The 17,650-nt window shown below is 63.3% G+C and carries 18 protein-coding genes; 8 read left to right on the top strand and 10 right to left on the bottom strand.

All coding sequences use genetic code 11. The features are described 5' to 3' along the window. Nucleotides 1-27: 27 nt before the first annotated feature. From BA011_RS40330 to BA011_RS40310, 5 genes are all read left to right on the top strand, one after another. Complete coding sequence (locus BA011_RS40330) at nucleotides 28-801, top strand: glutamine amidotransferase (RefSeq protein ID WP_065284915.1); 774 nt, start codon at nucleotides 28-30, stop codon at nucleotides 799-801. A 35-nt stretch (nucleotides 802-836) separates the two neighbouring features. Next, on the top strand, nucleotides 837-1,679 hold the full coding sequence (locus BA011_RS40325; RefSeq protein ID WP_065285009.1) for a BtpA/SgcQ family protein: 843 nt from the start codon (nucleotides 837-839) through the stop codon (nucleotides 1,677-1,679). Nucleotides 1,680-1,681: 2 nt separating this feature from the next. Beyond that, nucleotides 1,682-2,329, top strand: a complete 648-nt coding sequence (locus BA011_RS40320) for a TenA family protein (RefSeq protein WP_065284914.1) — start codon at nucleotides 1,682-1,684, stop codon at nucleotides 2,327-2,329. Between the two features lie 24 nt (nucleotides 2,330-2,353). Next, entirely contained in the window at nucleotides 2,354-3,247 is an 894-nt protein-coding gene (locus tag BA011_RS40315; RefSeq protein ID WP_065284913.1) for a ribokinase, read from the top strand. A gap of 102 nt (nucleotides 3,248-3,349) precedes the next feature. Then, on the top strand, nucleotides 3,350-4,183 hold the full coding sequence (locus tag BA011_RS40310) for an inositol monophosphatase family protein (protein ID WP_065284912.1): 834 nt from the start codon (nucleotides 3,350-3,352) through the stop codon (nucleotides 4,181-4,183). Between the two features lie 19 nt (nucleotides 4,184-4,202). On the opposite strand, the gene BA011_RS40305 is transcribed toward BA011_RS40310, so the two are convergent. The 4 genes from BA011_RS40305 to BA011_RS40290 are packed head-to-tail and all read right to left on the bottom strand — an operon-like array spanning nucleotide 4,203 to nucleotide 8,167. After that, the gene (locus BA011_RS40305; RefSeq protein ID WP_065284911.1) at nucleotides 4,203-5,282 is read right to left on the bottom strand and encodes an ABC transporter ATP-binding protein; all 1,080 of its coding nucleotides are present in this window, start codon (nucleotides 5,280-5,282) and stop codon (nucleotides 4,203-4,205) included. Nucleotides 5,283-5,307: 25 nt separating this feature from the next. Then, nucleotides 5,308-6,135, bottom strand: a complete 828-nt coding sequence (locus BA011_RS40300) for an ABC transporter permease (RefSeq protein ID WP_065284910.1) — start codon at nucleotides 6,133-6,135, stop codon at nucleotides 5,308-5,310. Next, nucleotides 6,132-7,022 (bottom strand): ABC transporter permease, encoded by an 891-nt coding sequence (locus BA011_RS40295; RefSeq protein ID WP_065284909.1) that lies wholly within the window; start codon nucleotides 7,020-7,022, stop codon nucleotides 6,132-6,134. Before BA011_RS40295 ends, BA011_RS40300 begins: the two co-directional genes overlap by 4 nt. Continuing rightward, the gene (locus BA011_RS40290; protein ID WP_065284908.1) at nucleotides 7,022-8,167 is read right to left on the bottom strand and encodes an extracellular solute-binding protein; all 1,146 of its coding nucleotides are present in this window, start codon (nucleotides 8,165-8,167) and stop codon (nucleotides 7,022-7,024) included. Before BA011_RS40290 ends, BA011_RS40295 begins: the two co-directional genes overlap by 1 nt. Before the next feature lie 186 nt (nucleotides 8,168-8,353). Here BA011_RS40290 and msrA point away from each other — a divergent pair, with 186 nt between their 5' ends. Beyond that, complete coding sequence (msrA, locus tag BA011_RS40285) at nucleotides 8,354-8,863, top strand: peptide-methionine (S)-S-oxide reductase MsrA (protein WP_012760071.1); 510 nt, start codon at nucleotides 8,354-8,356, stop codon at nucleotides 8,861-8,863. A gap of 6 nt (nucleotides 8,864-8,869) precedes the next feature. Here msrA and BA011_RS40280 read toward each other — a convergent pair whose 3' ends face one another. After that, nucleotides 8,870-9,742 (bottom strand): LysR family transcriptional regulator, encoded by an 873-nt coding sequence (locus BA011_RS40280; RefSeq protein ID WP_065284907.1) that lies wholly within the window; start codon nucleotides 9,740-9,742, stop codon nucleotides 8,870-8,872. Nucleotides 9,743-9,839: 97 nt separating this feature from the next. On the opposite strand from BA011_RS40280, the gene BA011_RS40275 reads away from it, so the two are divergent. Beyond that, complete coding sequence (locus BA011_RS40275; RefSeq protein WP_065284906.1) at nucleotides 9,840-10,625, top strand: SDR family oxidoreductase; 786 nt, start codon at nucleotides 9,840-9,842, stop codon at nucleotides 10,623-10,625. A 27-nt stretch (nucleotides 10,626-10,652) separates the two neighbouring features. After that, nucleotides 10,653-11,351, top strand: coding sequence for a ribonuclease activity regulator RraA (locus BA011_RS40270; RefSeq protein WP_017957496.1), 699 nt, complete (start codon nucleotides 10,653-10,655; stop codon nucleotides 11,349-11,351). 61 nt (nucleotides 11,352-11,412) lie between these two features. Here BA011_RS40270 and BA011_RS40265 read toward each other — a convergent pair whose 3' ends face one another. The 5 genes from BA011_RS40265 to BA011_RS40245 are packed head-to-tail and all read right to left on the bottom strand — an operon-like array spanning nucleotide 11,413 to nucleotide 17,650. Beyond that, complete coding sequence (locus BA011_RS40265) at nucleotides 11,413-12,702, bottom strand: amidohydrolase family protein (RefSeq protein ID WP_065284905.1); 1,290 nt, start codon at nucleotides 12,700-12,702, stop codon at nucleotides 11,413-11,415. Between the two features lie 26 nt (nucleotides 12,703-12,728). Further along, the gene (locus tag BA011_RS40260) at nucleotides 12,729-13,673 is read right to left on the bottom strand and encodes an ABC transporter permease (RefSeq protein WP_065284904.1); all 945 of its coding nucleotides are present in this window, start codon (nucleotides 13,671-13,673) and stop codon (nucleotides 12,729-12,731) included. Beyond that, nucleotides 13,670-14,719 carry an ABC transporter permease gene (locus tag BA011_RS40255; RefSeq protein ID WP_065284903.1) on the bottom strand — a complete coding sequence of 350 codons (1,050 nt, stop codon included), beginning with the start codon at nucleotides 14,717-14,719 and terminating at the stop codon, nucleotides 13,670-13,672. Before BA011_RS40255 ends, BA011_RS40260 begins: the two co-directional genes overlap by 4 nt. Next, nucleotides 14,709-16,241, bottom strand: a complete 1,533-nt coding sequence (locus tag BA011_RS40250) for an ABC transporter ATP-binding protein (RefSeq protein ID WP_065284902.1) — start codon at nucleotides 16,239-16,241, stop codon at nucleotides 14,709-14,711. The genes BA011_RS40255 and BA011_RS40250 overlap by 11 nt, the downstream gene beginning before the upstream one ends. Next, a complete protein-coding gene (locus tag BA011_RS40245) occupies nucleotides 16,238-17,650 on the bottom strand; it encodes an amidase (protein ID WP_065284901.1) in 1,413 nt (470 codons plus the stop codon). Before BA011_RS40245 ends, BA011_RS40250 begins: the two co-directional genes overlap by 4 nt.

Here is a 17,650-nt window from a genome sequence, read left to right as displayed (position 1 = left end):
TCAATCGATCACAGGTAAACGCAGACCATGACCAAGAAAATCCTCCTTGTCGGCGAGAGCTGGGTTAGCTCCGCTACCCATTACAAAGGCTTCGATCAGTTCGGCAGCGTCACCTTCCATCTCGGCGCCGAACCGCTGGTGAAAGCACTCGCCGGCAGCGCCTTCGAGCTCACCTATATGCCGGCGCATGAGGCGGTGGAGAAGTTCCCCTTCGATATGGCGGGGCTCGACGCGTACGACGCCATCATTCTCTCCGATATCGGCGCCAATTCGCTGCTGCTGCCGCCGGATGTGTGGCTGCATTCGCGCACGGTGCCGAACCGGCTGAAGCTTCTGAAGGCATGGGTGGAGAAGGGCGGCGGCCTGCTGATGGTCGGCGGATACTTCTCCTTCCAGGGCATCGACGGCAAGGCGCGCTGGCGGCGCACCCCCGTCGAAGACACGCTGCCCGTCATGTGCCTGCCTTATGACGACCGCGTCGAAATTCCCGAGGGAACCGTTGCCGAGGTGATGAAGCCGGAGCATCCGACGATGCGGGGTCTCGAGGGCGCCTGGCCGGTGCTTCTCGGCGTCAACGAGGTCGAAGTGCGCGACCGCGCCGATGTCGAGGTCGTCGCACGCCTGCCTCAGGATCAGGGCGGCCATCCGCTGCTCGTCGTCGGCACGCATGGCACTGGGCGGACGGCGGCCTGGACGTCGGATATCGGCCCGCACTGGCTGTCGCCTGCTTTCTGCGAATGGGAAGGCTACGGCCGGCTCTGGAAGAACATCCTCGGCTGGCTCACTGAAAAGCAGGCATGATTTCAGCACGCGGCGGGAATTGGAAAGGGAATGACATGCAGGAAATTTCGGACAGGCCGTCGAACGCCATCAGAGACATCTTCGGCAGGGATAAGGTTCTGATCGGCATGATCCATTGCCCGGCCTTTCCGGGCGCGCCGCGCTACCGGGGGGCTGCGATGGATGCGATCTACGATGCGTGCATGCGCGACGCCGAAGCCTGCATGGAGGGCGGCCTGCATGGGCTGATCATCGAAAATCACGGCGACGTGCCGTTCTCCAAGCCCGAGGATATCGGCCCGGAGACGACGGGCTTCATGTCTGTCGTCACCGACCGGATCGCGCGCGCCGCCGGCATTCCGCTCGGCGTCAACGTCCTTGCCAACGCGCCGATCCCGGCTTTCGCCATCGCCATGGCCGGTGGCGCCAAATTCATCCGCGTCAATCAATGGGCCAATGCCTATGTCGCCAATGAAGGCTTCATGGAGGGCAGAGCCGCCGAAGCCATGCGCTACCGCTCGCTGCTGAGAGCCGAGCACATCAAGGTCTTTGCCGACAGCCACGTCAAGCATGGCAGCCACGCCATCGTCGCCGACCGCTCGATCCAGGAGCTGACGCGCGATCTCGCCTTCTTCGATGCCGACGGCGTCATCGCCACCGGCCAGCGGACCGGCAATTCGGCGACGATGGAGGAAATCGAGGAGATCGGCGCGGCGACGCACCTGCCGCTGCTCGTCGGCTCCGGCGTCAACAAGGACAATATCGTCGATATTCTGGGCCGCACCAATGGCGTGATCGTCGCCTCCTCGCTGAAACATGGCGGCGTCTGGTGGAACCCGGTCGATATCGAGCGGGTGCGCGCCTTCCGGGCTGCCGCCGAACCAGGGCTGGAGGGTTGAGCATGGCGGCAGAAAGCCTTTCAGACCGCATCCTGCGCGAGAACGACGCCGTCCTCGGCGCGATGCTCAGCCATCGCTTCGTCGAGGACGTCAAGAACGACAGGCTGAGCAAAGAGGCTTTCCAGCGTTATCTCGTCTATGAAGGCGCCTTCGTCGACAGTGCCATCTCGATCTTTGCCTATGCGGCGGCGACCGCCAACACGATGCCGCAGAAGCGCTGGCTGATCGCGGTTCTCGATGCGCTCGCCAACGAGCAGATCGCCTATTTCGAGCGCACCTTCGCCAGTCGCGGCATCGATCCCTCGTCCTTCGATACCGGCATCGCCGAGGTCGAGACCTTTCGCGCCGGCATGTTGGAGATCGCCCGCCAGGGCGGCTTCCTCGATACGGTCGCGGCGATGTTTGCGGCCGAGTGGATGTATTGGACCTGGTGTAGGCAAGCAGCCAGCCGCCCGATCAGCGATCCCCTCTTGAAGGAATGGGTCGACATGCATGTCGATCCGAATTTCGCCGCCCAGGCGCAATGGCTGAAGAATGAACTCGACGTGGCAGGAGAAACGCTGGAAGAGGATGAAAAAGCGCGGCTCAGCGCGATCTTCGACCGGGCGATGCAGCTCGAGATCGATTTTCACGATGCGCCTTACCTTTAAGCCCCACTTTGCGAAAGCGGATGCATGCGCGCCTACATAATCGGTAACGTCGCCATCGACGAAACCGTCGCCGTCCCCGAACTTCCCGTCATCGGCGCCTCCATCCTGGGCAATGCCGAGGGCAGCGATCTCGGCGGCAAGGGCACGAATCAGGCGGTCGTCATGGCCCGCTGCGGCGTTCCAACAACGCTGGTGGCGCCCGTCGGCAGGGATGCAAGGGCTGATACGATACGTCATTACCTCGCGGATGAGCCGCTTCGGAGCGAACTGATCGAAATGGAAGATGCATCGAGCGACGTCTCGATCATCTTCCGGCTGCCGGGCGGCGAAAATGCCATCGTCACGACGACGGAAGCGGCGCAGAGCCTGTCCCTTTCCGATGTCAGGCAGACCCTGTCGACAGCCGCTCGCGGCGATCTCATGATGCTGCAGGGCAATCTGTCCGACCAGACGACCCGCGACGTCCTCGAACATGCAAGAGCGATCGGCATGGTTACCGCCTTCAATCCCTCGCCGGTGCGCGCCTATTTCTCCGATCTCTGGGGGTTGATCGACATCGCCTTCCTCAACAAGGGCGAGGCGCAGGCCCTGACGGGAACGACAGGCAGGGATGCAGCCGAATATCTGCTGAGCCGGGGCCCGCGCGAAATCGTCCTGACGCTGGGCGGCGACGGCGCGACGCTCGTGTACCGTCACGATAGCATCGAAGTGCCCGCCCAGGTCTGTGATGTTGTGGATACAACGGGCGCAGGCGATACGTTCATGGCCGCAGCACTGGCATCCTGCGCGCTGCGCGGGCAGCGGCTGGACAGGCTAGCCATCGAACACGCAGTTGCAGCCGCAGCCATCACCGTCTCAAGACATGGAACAAGAAAGGCATTTCCGACCATTTCCGAGCTTGAAGCGATCCTGAGATAATCCGCTCGGCATGGACGCGCTTCATAAAATCATCATCGGCCTCTGCGAAGGGATGGGCTCCTCGCGATTCACTCCGTATATCAGCAACATCCGGACTTTCTCATGACATCCTCCCCGATTTCCGCGCGTCTTTCCCCGACCGCCTCGTCCCGCCTCGTCGTGCTTGCCGAAGCGGTATTGAAGGCGGGCGAAACTGCCCGCGGCTCCCTGCGGCGGCGCACATCCCAGGAAATGCTCGCCAAGGCGCCACGCGACTATCAGACCGAAATCGATGTCGCCGTCGAGCGGATTATCGTCGACGAGATGACGAAGGCCTTCCCGGACTATGCCATCCAGGGCGAGGAAGCCGTCGGCAACCGCATCGCGGGTCCGGAAACGCCTGTTATCTACATCGACCCGATCGACGGCACGACCAATTACGCCTGGGGCATTCCGCATTTCGGCATGACGATCTCGATCGTCGAAAGCGGCAGCCTCGTCATGGGCGTCGTCTATGACGCCATGCAGGACGAACTCTTCAGCGCCGAAATCGGCGGCGGCGCCTATCTGAACGGCGAACGCATCCGCTGCACCGATGTCGGCGATATCGAGAACGTACTCGTCGGCGCCGGTCTGCCGATCCCCGGCCAGGTCAAGGCGGTTGCGGAAGAAACCTATTTCGAGGCAATCAAACGCCTGATGGCCAATACGGCGGGTGTGCGCCGCCTCGGCTCGGCGGCACTGTCGATTGCCTATGTCGCCTGCGGCCGGCTGGACGGATTCTTCGAGGACGGACTCGCGATCCATGATTTCGGCGCCTCAGCGCTGATGGTCGAAGAGGCGGGCGGCATCGTCACGCGTTTTTCCGGAGCTGAAGTCAACGGGCGGGGCGATATCCTGGCCGCCAGCAAGGCGCTGCATCCCTGGCTGCTGGAAGGCTTCCAAGGCAAGGCGTGAACGGGCGCATTCCGACCGTTTAGACTCGCAGCAGCTCTTCGATCTGAACGTCGCCCTTTGCCGGCATCGACTGATGGACGAGCTCGTTGTCGCGGAAGACGAAAAAGCTGGCGAAGCTCGGCTCGACCTTCATCCCGGCCCGGATCCGATCGTCCGGCGCCACCATCGCCTTCAGGCGGGTGCCGTCGGCAAGATCGACATCGACCATCTTGTGGGTGCCGAAATCGACGGTGCGATGGACTGTCGCGGCATCGACCCGGCCCGAGGGATGGATCGTCAGCGCTTCCGGGCGGGCGGCCAGCGTCACCGGTCCGTCCTCGATGGGAACAGCCAGCGGAAAGAGCGGATGCTCGCAGACACCGTTTCCGATGCCGCTCTGGACAAAATTCATCGAGCCGATGAAGCCGGCGACGAAGGCCGTCTGCGGCTGCCGGTAGATGGTGCTTGGCGGCGCGATCTGTTCGGTGCGTCCGTCGCGCATGACGACGATGCGGTCGGCAAGCGCCAAGGCCTCGTCCTGACCGTGCGTGACGAAGAGCGTGGTGATGCCGAGGCGCTGCTGGATATCGCGCACCTCCTCCCGCAACCTTTCCCGCAGATGCTGGTCGAGGCTGGCGAATGGCTCGTCGAGCAAAAGGATCTTCGGCTCGAGCACCAGCGAGCGGGCAAGGGCGACACGCTGTTGCTGGCCGCCGGAGAGTTGCGTCGTCATCCGGCGACCGTAATCGGCGAGGCCGACCAGGGCCAAGGCATCCTCGACGCGTTGCCGGATTTCCGCTTTCGGCAGCCGGCGGAGCTTCAGGCCGAAGGCGATATTGTTGAAGACGTCCATATGCGTCCAGAGCGCATGGCTCTGGAACACCATGCCGGTCGGGCGCCGCTCGGGCGGCAGCGTCGTCACATCCTTCGCGTCGATGCGGATGGTTCCGCCGCTCGGGCGCTCGAAGCCGCCGATCATCCGGAGAAGCGTCGACTTGCCGGAACCGGAAGGGCCGAGCAGGCAGACGAGTTCGCCGTCTCCCACTTCGAGCGAGAAGTCGCGAACGGCAAAGGTGGTCCCGAACAGCTTCGAAACGCCTTCGATCGAAAGATGTGCCATTTTCAAACCCTTCCCTGAATTAACCTCACGCGCCGAAGCCTCGTGCGAATGCGCCGGTGCCGATCACGCGGCGTGCGAACATCAATGCGATGAAGGACGGCACCCACAGCATGACTGACAGTACGGCGCCGTATTGCACGACGATCTGATTGTTAATGAAGCTGATCATGAGCACCGGCATGGTGCGAACCTGAGGCGCGCCGATCAGCCAGGCGCCTTCGGTCTCGTAGAAGGTCCCGACGAAGGTCAAAAGCAGTGCGGCTGCGATCGTGGGTCCGGCCTGCGGCAGGGTGATCGACCAGAAGACGCGCAGCGGCGTGGCACCCGCATCGCGCGCCGCCTCTTCCATGCGCCGGTCGACATTCTGGAAGGCTGCGACCGGGATCCATATCATCAGCATCAGCGTGCCGACCAGCTGGATCAGCACGACGCCCCAGAAGGTGCTGATCAGACCGAGCTGCAGGAAGATGCCGGCAATGGCGACGAGCAGGCCGAATTTCGGGAAGGCATGCGATGCGAGGAACGACAGGAACAGGATGTTCCTGCCGGGAAAGCGCATGCGGGCAAAGGCGTAAGCTGCGGGAAGGCAGATGACGGCGGAAAGAATGGTCACCGTCGTCGTCAGCCGCAGGCTGAGAAAGAGCGCGTCCCAGACATCCGGACGCGCCAGCGTCTGGCCCCAGAAACGCAGGCCGAATTGCTGCGGGATCACCGATGGATAACGCCAGACTTCGGTGAAGGCCCAGGTTCCGACGACGATCAGCGGCAGCGCGATGAACAGCGTCAGGAGGCAGGCGAAGAGCATGCCGATCCAGTCGAAGCGAAGATCCGAGCCCGATCTACCGGCACTCATGGCTGGGCCTCGCGGTTGCGGGCGATCGACCTGATATAGAAGATACCGAAGACCAGGCAGAAGCCGAAGGTGATGACGGCCTGGGTCATGGCGTTCAGCGGATCGTTCATGTCGGCGAAAGTGCGCTGCATGAACGGCCCCATCATTTCAGGCGATGCCGAGCCGAGCACATAGGGCAGGGTGAAGGCGGAGAAGATGCCGAGCACGGCGAAGGACGCGGTGACCAGCAGGGAATTGCCCATGCGCGGCAGGATGATCGAGATGAACACCCGGAGCGGGCCTGCGCCGACATCGCGGGCGGCCTCGATAGCGCTGTTCGAAACGGAGGAAAGCCCCGCCGTCAGCATCAGCACCGTCAGGGGAAGATTGTCCCAGACGAGGCCGATGACCGGTCCCCACGGCGTCAGATAGGGCGTGCGCAGCTTCGGCAGGCTGACGGCATTCAGCAACAGGTCGACGGTGCCGTTCGGCCCGATCGTCCTGATCAGCGCATAGGCAAGGATGATCGACGGCACGAACATCGGGAAGATCGCAAGAGCCTGCACATAGGCGGCAAGGCGTCCTTGCGAGAACCGGAGGTAAAGCGCGATCGGAAGGCCGATCGCCAGAAGCAGAATGCCGCAGACGGCGGTGGTCCAGAGCGTCAGCCACAAATTGCCGAGGCTGTAGCCATCGGTGAAGAAGAAGCGATAGGAGGCAAGCGAGAATTCCGTCGCGCCGTCAGGGCCTCGAACGAAGATCGTGTCGACGACCGCCGAAAAGATCGGAAAGACGATCAGCCATGCGAGCAGGAGGACCGGCAGGGCAACGAGGAGGAGCCCGATGGAACTCCCCCTGTTGATGGACCGGGGACGGCGCAGAACCGCCGGCGCAGTGTCGGTGGACATCAGGTGCGGCTGATGCTTGGCGCGACGTTGCGGTACCAGCCGTCGGCGATCGCCTTTTCCCAATCGCCGCCCGGGAAGGTCGGGATGGTCGATGGAATGACGTCGGCATATTTCTTGCGGAGATCGTCGGAGATGTAATCCCAGGAGACGGCAGGGAAGCCGCCGATATTGGTGATGATCGCTTCCTGCATTTCCTTCGTCAGCATGAATGCGGCCAGCTTCAACGCCGCATCCTTGTTGGCGCCGTTCGAGAACACGGTGATGCTGGAGAAACCGCCGCAAAGGGCAAGATCGGCAAGCTGCACGAGGCCGGTCGTATCAGGCAACACACCCTGGGAGATCGCCTGCAGCACCTGGTCCGACCAGACCGGCACCATGGTGACGACGCCCTGGGCGAGCAGCTGGATCGACTGGGTGTTGCCTGATGTATAGGCGCCCTTGTCGTAGAGCGCCGGGGCGATGTCGTTGAGGATCTTCCAGGCCGGCGTCAGCGCCTCGGTGGCGAAGTCGGCGGTGAAATTGTCGACCTTGAACTTCTTCGGATCGCGGCCGTTCGCCTCATGGATCGCGCGGCGGACGAAGTTGCCGCCCGAACCGCCCTTGTCGGGTCTGTTGTAGATGAACTGGCCCGGATTGGCCTTGATCCACGCGGTGAGCTGATCCCAGCTCTTCGGCGCATCCTTCGGATCGAGCTTGGTCGTGTCGTAGGCGAGAAGCACCTGCGAACCACGATAGGGAAGGGAGTAGGGGGTATCGAAGGCAAGCGGGTTGATATGGTCGTAGCCCTCGATGTTCTCGGCGGAGAACTTCACCCAGAGGCCGGCATCGATGCCGCCGGATGGCAGGCGCGGATCGAATTGCTCGAAAAGGTCGGCCTGCGGATCGGTCGTCGTCTTCAGCGCGGCGAGCGCACGGTCGGCGATGGCGCGCAAGCCATTATTGTCGCCGGCGTCGGTCACCTTCAGGGCGACACCCGGATGCGCCTTTTCGAAGGCCGGCCGGATGGTGTTGTTCCAGAGGTCGACGATGTTGGCATCCGAACCGCTGTAGAGATCGATCGTGCCGGCCGCAGCCGATACGAAACGCGGAAAAGCCAGCAGACCGGCTGCAGCCGACGATGTGATCAGAAATTCGCGTCTATTCATAACCGTCTCCATCAGGTGTCGAGGCTCAGCCTCCGCAGGATTGTCCAAGGCCTTGCTAGCGCCGGCGCGTAACATCGACATGACAGGATCGGGCGTCTCGGCAGGGAAATTGCACAGCTGTGCTGATGGCGCCGTATGGAAATCGGCGGCAGGAGATACTATCTCTTGCGGAAAAGGAGATATCCAATGACCGAAGAACGTGCAGTCCTCGCTGGTGGTTGCTTCTGGGGCATGCAGGACCTCATCCGCCGATACAAGGGCGTGATTTCGACCCGCGTCGGCTATACCGGCGGCGATGTGCCGAATGCCACCTACCGCAACCACGGAACCCATGCCGAAGCGATCGAGATCATCTTCGACCCCGCAAGGATCAGCTATCGGGAAATCCTCGAATTCTTCTTCCAGATCCACGATCCGAGCACGCGCAACCGCCAGGGCAACGACGTCGGCTTGAGCTACCGCTCGGCAATCTTCTACGTCACCCCTGAGCAGGAGCGCGTCGCCAGGGATACGATCGCCGATGTCGATGCATCAGGCCTGTGGCCCGGCAAGGTCGTCACCGAAGTCGTGCCGGTCAGCGATTTCTGGGAGGCAGAACCCGAGCACCAGGATTATCTGGAGCGGATTCCGAATGGCTATACCTGCCATTTCGTCCGGCCCGGCTGGAAACTGCCGGTCCGCCAGAAGATCGCCTGAAATTAATCAGAGCCCCATCGCCGCGCGGCTGGTTTCCAGAAGCGCGGCGACGAGATTTGCCCGTGGCGAGGATCGCGTCACGACGATGCCGACGGTGCGCATAGCGGACGAGCGGGGCAGGGGCAGCTTGACGATATCTAATCCCTCTGGCCAGGGCGGCGCCCAATCCGGCACGATCGAGATCCCGAGACCGCGGTCTACCATCACCGCGATCGCCTCCAGCGCGTCGAGCTCATAACGCTCGACCGGGCGGATGCCGAGCTCGCGCAAATATTCATCGGCAATATGACCACCCCACTGGTTGCGGTCGTAGCGGATGAAGGGCAGGGTCTGCAGCAGTTCGAGCGGATCTGCCCCCTCGCAGTCCCGCGGAGCGATCAGCACCAGGGGTTCTTGGCGCAGCTTGTTGAAGGTCATCGTCTTCTGCATCGGAAATCGTGGTTCGATGATGAAGGCCGCATCCAGCGTGCCGTTCAGAACCTCGGCATAGAGGTCCATCGAAGCGCCCGGCTTGAGGAAGATCTCGATCAGCGGATAGTCCTGGGCGAGACGGTGGAGAATGTCGGGAACGAGACCGGTCAGTGCCGTATTGATCGCCCCGATCCGCATCTCGCCCGAAATCGTCGCGGTACCGGCCATCGCCTTCAGGTCGCGTGTATCGCGCACCAGATCCCTGCAACGTTCGAGAATGGCAAAACCCGCCTCCGTCGGCCGCATCACGCGGCCGGAGCGCACCAGCAGTCGCACTCCGAGCTCGGCCTCCAATGCGCGGATGCGCTGGGCGACAGCCGCAGGCGTAAGGTTCAGCCGCTGGGCCGCCTCCGCCAGCGAGTGCCGCTCGGCAACGACAATGAAAGTTTCGAGAAAACGTGTGTCCATCGATAGTTTTTCTATCTCTTGAACGAAGCAGAAGCCATATTTTATTTACGATCCATTGCTCCGAAAGATGGCCCCACCCTATAAGGAGATGGATGAAATGGATTTCGGCCTGAAGGACAAGACGGCCCTGGTGCTTGGCGCCGGCGGCGGACTGGGCAGCGCGATAGCCGCCAAGCTTGCGCGCGAAGGCGCCAGAATTGCCGCGGCGGATATCGATTTCGCCGCCGCTGAGAAGACCGCGGCTGCGGTCCAATCCGAAGGCGGCAAGGCGCTGGCACTACAATGGGATCTTTCCGATCTCGGTTCAATCGATGCGCATGTCGCTGCAATCGAACGGCTGTTCGGACCGGTCGACATCCTTGTCAACAATACCGGCGGCCCACCACCGACCACAGTCTCCGGTCAGGATCCGACGATCTGGAACCAGTATTTCCAGAGCATGGTGCTTTCTGTCATCGCGATTACCGATCGCGTGCTGCCTCAGATGCGGGCGCGCAAATGGGGACGCATCGTAACCTCGACCTCGTCGGGCGTGGTCGCGCCGATCCCCAATCTCGGCATCTCCAACGCGCTGCGTCTGTCATTGGTCGGCTGGTCGAAAACGCTGGCGCGCGAGGTCGGGCGCGACGGCATCACGGTCAACATCGTCCTGCCCGGCCGGATCGCCACCGGCCGCATCACCTTCCTCGACGAGCAGAAGGCCAAACGCGAAAACCGCTCCATCGATGACGTCGTCACTGAGAGCACCGGCAGCATTCCGCTCGGCCGCTATGGCCGGCCGGAAGAATATGGCAATGTCGTCACCTTCCTGGCGAGCGAGCCTGCCTCCTATCTGACCGGATCGGTGATCCGCGTCGATGGCGGCATGATCCAGAGCATCTGACAGAAACCGAATTGGAACCGAACACCGATGGCCCTCAGCGCTGAAGCGATAGCAATTCTCAAGACCGTCTCGACGGCGACCCTGACGACCGTTCTTCTGAAGAAGGGCCTGCGGAACGTCTGGATCCGCGGCGCCGTTCCCCTGAAGCCCGGCCAGCCGCGCATCGTCGGCCCGGCCTTCACCCTGCGCTTCGTTCCGGCTCGCGAAGATCTGGCGACGCCGGCATCCTGGGCCTCGCCGATCTCAACGCGCGCCGCGATCGAAGCGATGCCGGAAGGCTGTGTCGCCGTCGTCGACGCGATGGGCGTTACCGATGCCGGCATCTTCGGCGATATCCTCTGCGCCCGCATGCAGAAGAGAGGCGTTGCCGCCCTCGTCACCGACGGCGTCGTACGCGACCTTGCCGGCGTGCTTGACACCAACCTGCCGGTCTGGTGCCGTGGCGTCGCAGCACCGCCGTCGGTCGCCGGCCTCACCTTCGTCGCCTGGCAGCAGCCGATCGGCTGCGGCGGCGTGGCTGTTTTCCCTGACGACATTATCGTCGTCGACCAGGACGGCGCGGTGCTGATCCCAGCCGATCTGCTCGAGGTGGTGCTGGCCGAAGCGCCGGAACAGGAGCGCATGGAAGCCTGGATCATGACCAGGATCGATGAGGGCGTACCGCTGCCCGGCCTCTACCCGATGAACGCGGAAACAAAGGCGCTCTACGAGGCCTCGAAGAAGTAGGCTCCAGGCCAAGCGGATTGAGGAGGTCGCGGCTTCGCGGCCCTTTTGCTTTCACCGCACCTCAATACCGAGGTGTATAATCCAACCCGCCGTCGATCCGTGCCGGGCGTCCGTCGAGGAAAAGCTCGCCGATGCGCGGCGCCGAGCGGCCGATGACTTTGCCGCGGCGGATGACCGTCAGCCGGCTCGGTTTCAGCCGCAGCGCTTCCAGCGTGTCGCTGGCCTGGAGGATGACGAGATCGGCATTGCATCCCTTTTCCAGGCCGTAGCCCTCAAGCCCCATCGTCTTTGCCGAATTGACGGTCAGCGCGTCGAAGATCCTCTTTTTGTCGTCGATGCCGGCCATCTGCGCGACATGGATCGCCATATGACCGACCTCCAGCATGTCGCCCGATCCCATCGAATACCACGGGTCCATGACGCAGTCGTGCCCGAAGGAAACGTTGAGCCCGGCATCCATCAATTCGCGCACGCGAGTCATGCCGCGGCGTTTCGGATAGGTGTCGTGCCGGCCTTGCAGCATGATGTTGATCAGCGGATTGGGGATGACGTTGATCTCGGCCTCCGCCATCAGCGGGATGAGCTTGGAAACATAATAATTATCCATCGAGTGCATCGAGGTCAGATGCGAGCCGGCGACACGCCCCTGCAGACCGAAGCGGATGGTTTCCGCGGCCAGCGTCTCGATATGGCGCGAGAGCGGATCGTCGGTTTCGTCGCAATGGATATCGACCGGCAGGCCGCGATCGGCGGCGATGCGGCAGAGCGCCTCGACCGAGGCCGTCCCTTCGCCCATCGTCCGCTCGAAATGCGGAATGCCGCCGACGATATCGACGCCCATGTCGAGGGCGCGGTTGAGCGCATCGATCGCGCCCGGCGAGCGGTAATAACCGTCCTGGGGAAAGGCGACCAGCTGCAGATCGATATAGGGCGCGACCTTTTCGCGCACCTCGATCATCGCCTCGACGGTCACCAGTCTGGGATCGCTGGTGTCGACATGACTGCGAATGAAGAGCAACCCCTGGGTGACCGCCAGATCGCAATAGCGCAGCGCACGATCGACCAGTTCCTCTTTCGTCACGATCGGGCGCAACTCTCCCCAGAGCGCGATGCCTTCGAGCAGGGTGCCGGAGACGTTCATGCGCGGCAGGCCGAGCGACAGGGTGGCGTCCATGTGAAAATGCGGATCGACAAAGGGCGGACTGACGAGCCGGCCGGTTGCGTCGATTTCTTCCCCCGCCTGCGCCTGGAGAGTGGGCTCGACAGCGATGATCTTGCCGCCCTGGATGCCGATATCGACCCCCTTTCGGCCATCAGGGAGATTTGCATTTCTGACGATCAGATCGAACATCGGAGCCTCATTGAGTGTGGGCGGTTTCAGCGTTCGCCGCGGCGATAGGGCTGCATCAGCGCCTGCGGAACGCGGGCGCGACGGGCCATGACGGCAAGGGCGGCAATGGAAAGGATATAGGGCGTCATCAGAAAGAGCTGATAGGGCACGAGCCCGCTCAGCGCGGTTTGCAGCCGAAGCTGGAAGGCATCAAAGAAGGCAAAGAGCAGGGCGCCGAAAAGCGCGCGGCCCGGCCGCCAGGAGGCGAAGACGACGAGCGCGATGCAGATCCAGCCGCGCCCCTGCACCATGGTCGGGAAAAAGCTGTTGAACGCCGACAATGTCAGGAAGGCGCCGCCCATTCCCATCAGCGCGCTTCCCATGATGACCGCGCCATAACGCACCTTCATCGGATTGACGCCCTGGGCTTCCGCCGCATGCGGATTCTCTCCGGTCATGCGGATTGCAAGGCCGACGGGCGTGCGGAAGATGATGTAGGCCATCAGCAGGGCGATCATGATCGCGAGATAGGTCGGCGCCGTCTGGGTGAAAAAGGCTGGCCCGATGAACGGCAATGTCGAGAGACCCGGAATGGCGATCGGCTGGAACGGCACGATGGTGGGTGGGGTATTGGCAAGCGGCACGATCAGCCGGAAGACATAATAGCTGAAGCTGGAGGCAAACAGCGTGACGCCGAGACCGGAAACATGCTGGGACAGGCCGAGCGTCACCGTCAGCGACGCATGCAGCAGGCCGAAGACGCCGCCGGCCACCGCCGCAATCAGCAGGCCGGTCCAGAGATCGGCGCCGTGATAGACGGAAAGCCAGCCGATCATTGCGCCGAAGGTCATGATGCCTTCGATGCCGAGATTGAGCACACCGGCCCGTTCGCAAAGCAAAGCGCCGAGCGTGCCGAAAATCAGCGGCGTGGCGATCCGCAGGATTGCCGCCCAGAGCCCGGCGGAAGCGATGATGTCGAAGAGCTGCATCATCGCCGGATCCTGTATTGGGTGAAGAACAAGGCAATCAGCATCGTCAGCAGCGACAGGGCCACCGTGACATCGGCGATATAGGTTGGGATGCCTAGGCCACGGCTCATGCCGTCCGCGCCCACGAACATGGTGGCCGTGAAAATGGCGGCGAAGACGACACCGAGTGGATTGAGGTTGGCGAGCATGGCGACAACGATGCCGGCGTAGCCGAAACCCGGCGACAGGTCGGTCGTCACATAACCCTTGACGCCCATGACCTCGATCGCTCCCGCCAACCCTGCAAGCCCGCCCGAGAGGCAGGCGACCTTCACCAGCGTTCTGCCGAGTGGGACGCCAGCAAAGACGGCCCCGCCGGGATTGAGGCCGGCAGCGCGCGACTGCATGCCGAACACGGTGCGGGACTGGACGAAATGGACGACGACGGCCAGCGCGATCGCGATCGCAAAGCCGATATGCAGGCGCGAGCGGGCGATCAGCTTCGGCAGCATGGCGTGATCGCTGACGGATTGCGACTGCGGCCAGCCGAAGGCCAGCGGATCCTTGAGAACGCCGTCGATCAGCATCGAGACGAAGAGCACGGCGATGAAATTCAAGAGCAGGCTGGTGACGACTTCATCGACGGAGAAGCGCAGCCTGAGCCAGAGCGGGATCAGGATCAGCACCATGCCGGCAATGGCGCCGACCAGCAGCAGCAGCGGAATGAGGATAGGTGCGGGAAGATTGCCAAGCAGTTTCGAGCTTGCCGCTGCAACGGCGATGGCGCCGAGATAGAACTGACCCTCAGCGCCGATATTCCAGAGCCGCGCCCGGAAAGCGACGGCGGCGGCAAGCCCCGTCAGCATCAGCGGCGTTGCCCGCGTCAGCGTCTCCGTCGCCGACAGCCGCGAGCCGAAAGCACCGGTCAGGATGCGCCAATAGGCATCGAGCACCGGCGCGCCGGCGATTGATATCAGGATGCCGGCCAGCGCCAGCGCTGCGATGACCGCGATCACAGGGGTGACGATCAGCAGGTAAAGCGGACGGTGCTCGCGGCGCTCAAATCGCATGGCCGGCCTCTGGGTTTTCCTGCCATTCACCGGCCATCATCAGCCCCAGCCTGCGGGCATCGGCGCTTTCGGCCTCGACGGGAGGGGACAGGCGCCCGCCGACGATCGCCTGTATGCGATCGGCAAGCGCGATCACCTCGTCGAGGTCTTCCGAGATCAGCAGCACGGCAGTACCCTGCCGGCGGGCTTCGAGCAGGCGTGCGTGCACTGCCGCAACGGCCCCTTCATCGAGGCCACGCGCCGGCTGCGCGGCAATCAGGATGCGCGGCCGCCGATGCAGGTTGCGGCCGAGAATGAGCTTCTGCATATTGCCGCCTGAGAGCAGCCGGGTGCGGATCGCTGGCCCGCCTCCGCGGACATCGAATCCGTCGATGATCTCCCTGGCGAAGGCCATGCCCGCCTTGCGGTTGACGAGACCGAGGCGCGAAAAGGCCGGCGAAGCGATGCGCTCCAGCACGGTGTTTTCCCAGATCGCCATTTCGCCGATCACGCCCTCCTCGTTGCGGTCCTCGGGAATGCGGCCGATGCCGGCGTCGACGACATCGGTAACACCAAGATTGCCGACGGCTTCGCCGAACAGCATAATGTCGCCGGCACTCCGCGCCAGCAGACCGGAGAGAAGATGCGCCAGTGCCGCCTGGCCATTGCCGGAAACGCCGATGATGCCGAGGATCTCTCCCTGCTGCAGCCGGAAGCTGATCGACTTCAGCCGATCGATGCCGCCTGTGCGCACCGTCACATCGGCCGCTTCGAGGGCAACGGCGCCGGGTGTCGACGGCTCGCGCACGGGCCGCGTCACACGGCGTCCGACCATCAGTTCGGCGAGTTCCGCCTTGCTGGTTTCCGACGCCTTGCGTTCGGCGACCATCTTGCCGCCGCGTAAGACCACGATGCGGTCGGCCGCTGCCATCACCTCGTCGAGCTTGTGCGAGATGAAGATCAGCGACAGGCCCTGGCGGGCCATTTCCCTCAGCGTCGTGAACAGCCGTTCGGCCTCGATATTGGTCAGCACCGCCGTCGGCTCGTCGAGGATCAGGATGCGGGCATCGTTATAGAGCGCCTTGAGGATCTCGACGCGCTGCTGTTCGCCGACCGACAGGTCGCCAAGGCGGGCATCCGGATCGACCTTGAGGCCGAAGCGCTCGGAAATTGTGAGCAGCTTCTTGCGCGCCGCCGACGTTCCGGAGCGCCAGGACCACAATTTTTCCGTGCCGGTCATGACATTTTCGAGAACGGTCAGATTGGGCGCGAGCGAGAAATGCTGATGCACCATGCCGACGCCGGCGCGGATCGCTGCACGAGGCTTGCCCTGCGGTACCTCCGTGCCTTCGATCAGAATGCGGCCGGCATCCGGCATGTAGTGGCCGAAAAGGACGCTCATCAGCGTGGTCTTGCCCGCACCATTCTCGCCGAGCAGGGCGACGACCTCACCCTTGGCAAGGGTCATGGAAATATCGTCATTGGCAAGATTGGCGCCGAAACGCTTGCTGACGCCGATAATCTCCAGCACCGGCCCGGTCATGACGGCAGTCCTGCAACGGGAAAACGATGCTGCCACCGCCTCTCGGCCTCCAGGCGGGCGGCAAGCGACAGCAGACGCGGCTCGTGACCCATCGCCGCCATGATCTGCACCGGCAGCGGCATGGCGTGTTCGTCCTGTCCGAAAGGCAGTGTCAAAGCAGGAAAACCCGAAATATTGGCGAGGCAGGCAAGCGGCGCAAATGCCGTCATCCGCTCGAGATGCAGATCCGTATCGGCATGATCGGACGGAAAGGAGCCGATCACAAGAGGCGCGGAAGACAGCATCGGCATCAGGATGCAATCGACCCTGTCGAATAGCACCCAGAGCTTACGGCTCACCAGGACGGCCTCGTTCAGCGCGTTCCAGAGCGATGTCGCCGGAAGCGCCCGTCCGCGCGCCGCAAAGGCCTGCGTCAGTGGCTCAGCCCTGCTTTCATCAAGCGCCGCAGCCTCGATGAGCGCTGCAAGGTTGACGGAGACGATATCGGCGAAGGCGCGGCCACTGGCAGCGACGCTCCATTCGAATTCGGCCCAGGCCAGTGGAACGATTTCGTGTCCGTCGCTCTCCAGCGCACGGGCCGCAGCTTCCACTGCTGCGAGCCGATCGCCCTCCGTCGGGTAGTCCGACCCGGTATCGGCCAGCAGGCCGATCCGCAGTCGGCCGTTGTCGCTATCGACAAGGGAGGGGTCGGGAAAAGGTCCTCGTGATTTGCCGCTCAGCCTGTCGAAAATCCGCGCCGTATCCCGCGCCGAACGGCAGACCGCGAGTTCACTCGCAATGCCGGCAAGGTGGTTGCCGAAAGATGGCCCGCCCGGGATGGCGCCGCGTGTCGGCTTCATTCCAACAAGGCCACAGCAGGCGGCGGGCACACGGATCGAACCGCCGGCATCGGTGGCATGCGCAATCGCGACGATCCCGGCGGCGACCGCTGCCGCCGCCCCGCCGGAGGAGCCGCCCGCGGTTCGTGCCGGATCGAGTGGATTGCGACAGATCGGCCCGATCGCCGGTTCGCTGGCGAGCGACAGGCCAAATTCCGGACTCGTCGTCAGGCCGAAGAGGCAAAAGCCGGCGTCGCGGAAACGGGCAGCCAGATCGGAGTCCGCTTCGCCGCCTTTTCTTGCGAAGAGACGGGAACCGGCCGTGACCGGCAGCCCGGCAAAGGGGCCACCAAGATCCTTCGCCAAGGTCGGCACGCCGGCAAAGGGCCTGGCGGCAAAGCGATCGGGCGCGCTCCGGCGCTCGCTGTCGCGATCGTCGGCCGAAGCGAAGCCCATGGCAGCATCGAGATAGGCGATGGCGCCGAGCGGTTGCTGCCGCGCAGCGGACTCAAGAGAAGCCTGCATCGCCTCCGCAGCGCTCAGCTTGCCATACCTGATCGCTGCCGCCAGATCCGTCGCATCGCCACGCAT

Source organism: Rhizobium leguminosarum (assembly GCF_001679785.1).
GTDB classification, from domain to species: domain Bacteria; phylum Pseudomonadota; class Alphaproteobacteria; order Rhizobiales; family Rhizobiaceae; genus Rhizobium; species Rhizobium leguminosarum_R.
The sequence above is the reverse complement of the archived record's forward strand: the minus strand, read 5'-3'. Positions and strand labels throughout refer to the sequence as shown.

Excerpts from the sequence above, each read along its gene's own strand:
- BA011_RS40325 (WP_065285009.1), top strand. The coding sequence starts at position 837 with ATGCAGGAAATTTCGGACAGGCCGTCGAACGCCATCAGAGACATCTTC.
- BA011_RS40260 (WP_065284904.1), bottom strand. The coding sequence starts at position 13,673 with ATGATGCAGCTCTTCGACATCATCGCTTCCGCCGGGCTCTGGGCGGCA.
- BA011_RS40330 (WP_065284915.1), top strand. The coding sequence starts at position 28 with ATGACCAAGAAAATCCTCCTTGTCGGCGAGAGCTGGGTTAGCTCCGCT.
- BA011_RS40250 (WP_065284902.1), bottom strand. The coding sequence starts at position 16,241 with ATGACCGGGCCGGTGCTGGAGATTATCGGCGTCAGCAAGCGTTTCGGC.
- BA011_RS40295 (WP_065284909.1), bottom strand. The coding sequence starts at position 7,022 with ATGTCCACCGACACTGCGCCGGCGGTTCTGCGCCGTCCCCGGTCCATC.
- BA011_RS40305 (WP_065284911.1), bottom strand. The coding sequence starts at position 5,282 with ATGGCACATCTTTCGATCGAAGGCGTTTCGAAGCTGTTCGGGACCACC.
- BA011_RS40275 (WP_065284906.1), top strand. The coding sequence starts at position 9,840 with ATGGATTTCGGCCTGAAGGACAAGACGGCCCTGGTGCTTGGCGCCGGC.
- BA011_RS40255 (WP_065284903.1), bottom strand. The coding sequence starts at position 14,719 with ATGCGATTTGAGCGCCGCGAGCACCGTCCGCTTTACCTGCTGATCGTC.
- msrA (WP_012760071.1), top strand. The coding sequence starts at position 8,354 with ATGACCGAAGAACGTGCAGTCCTCGCTGGTGGTTGCTTCTGGGGCATG.
- BA011_RS40245 (WP_065284901.1), bottom strand. The coding sequence starts at position 17,650 with ATGCGTGGCGATGCGACGGATCTGGCGGCAGCGATCAGGTATGGCAAG.
- BA011_RS40290 (WP_065284908.1), bottom strand. The coding sequence starts at position 8,167 with ATGAATAGACGCGAATTTCTGATCACATCGTCGGCTGCAGCCGGTCTG.
- BA011_RS40265 (WP_065284905.1), bottom strand. The coding sequence starts at position 12,702 with ATGTTCGATCTGATCGTCAGAAATGCAAATCTCCCTGATGGCCGAAAG.
- BA011_RS40320 (WP_065284914.1), top strand. The coding sequence starts at position 1,682 with ATGGCGGCAGAAAGCCTTTCAGACCGCATCCTGCGCGAGAACGACGCC.
- BA011_RS40270 (WP_017957496.1), top strand. The coding sequence starts at position 10,653 with ATGGCCCTCAGCGCTGAAGCGATAGCAATTCTCAAGACCGTCTCGACG.
- BA011_RS40300 (WP_065284910.1), bottom strand. The coding sequence starts at position 6,135 with ATGAGTGCCGGTAGATCGGGCTCGGATCTTCGCTTCGACTGGATCGGC.
- BA011_RS40280 (WP_065284907.1), bottom strand. The coding sequence starts at position 9,742 with ATGGACACACGTTTTCTCGAAACTTTCATTGTCGTTGCCGAGCGGCAC.
- BA011_RS40315 (WP_065284913.1), top strand. The coding sequence starts at position 2,354 with ATGCGCGCCTACATAATCGGTAACGTCGCCATCGACGAAACCGTCGCC.
- BA011_RS40310 (WP_065284912.1), top strand. The coding sequence starts at position 3,350 with ATGACATCCTCCCCGATTTCCGCGCGTCTTTCCCCGACCGCCTCGTCC.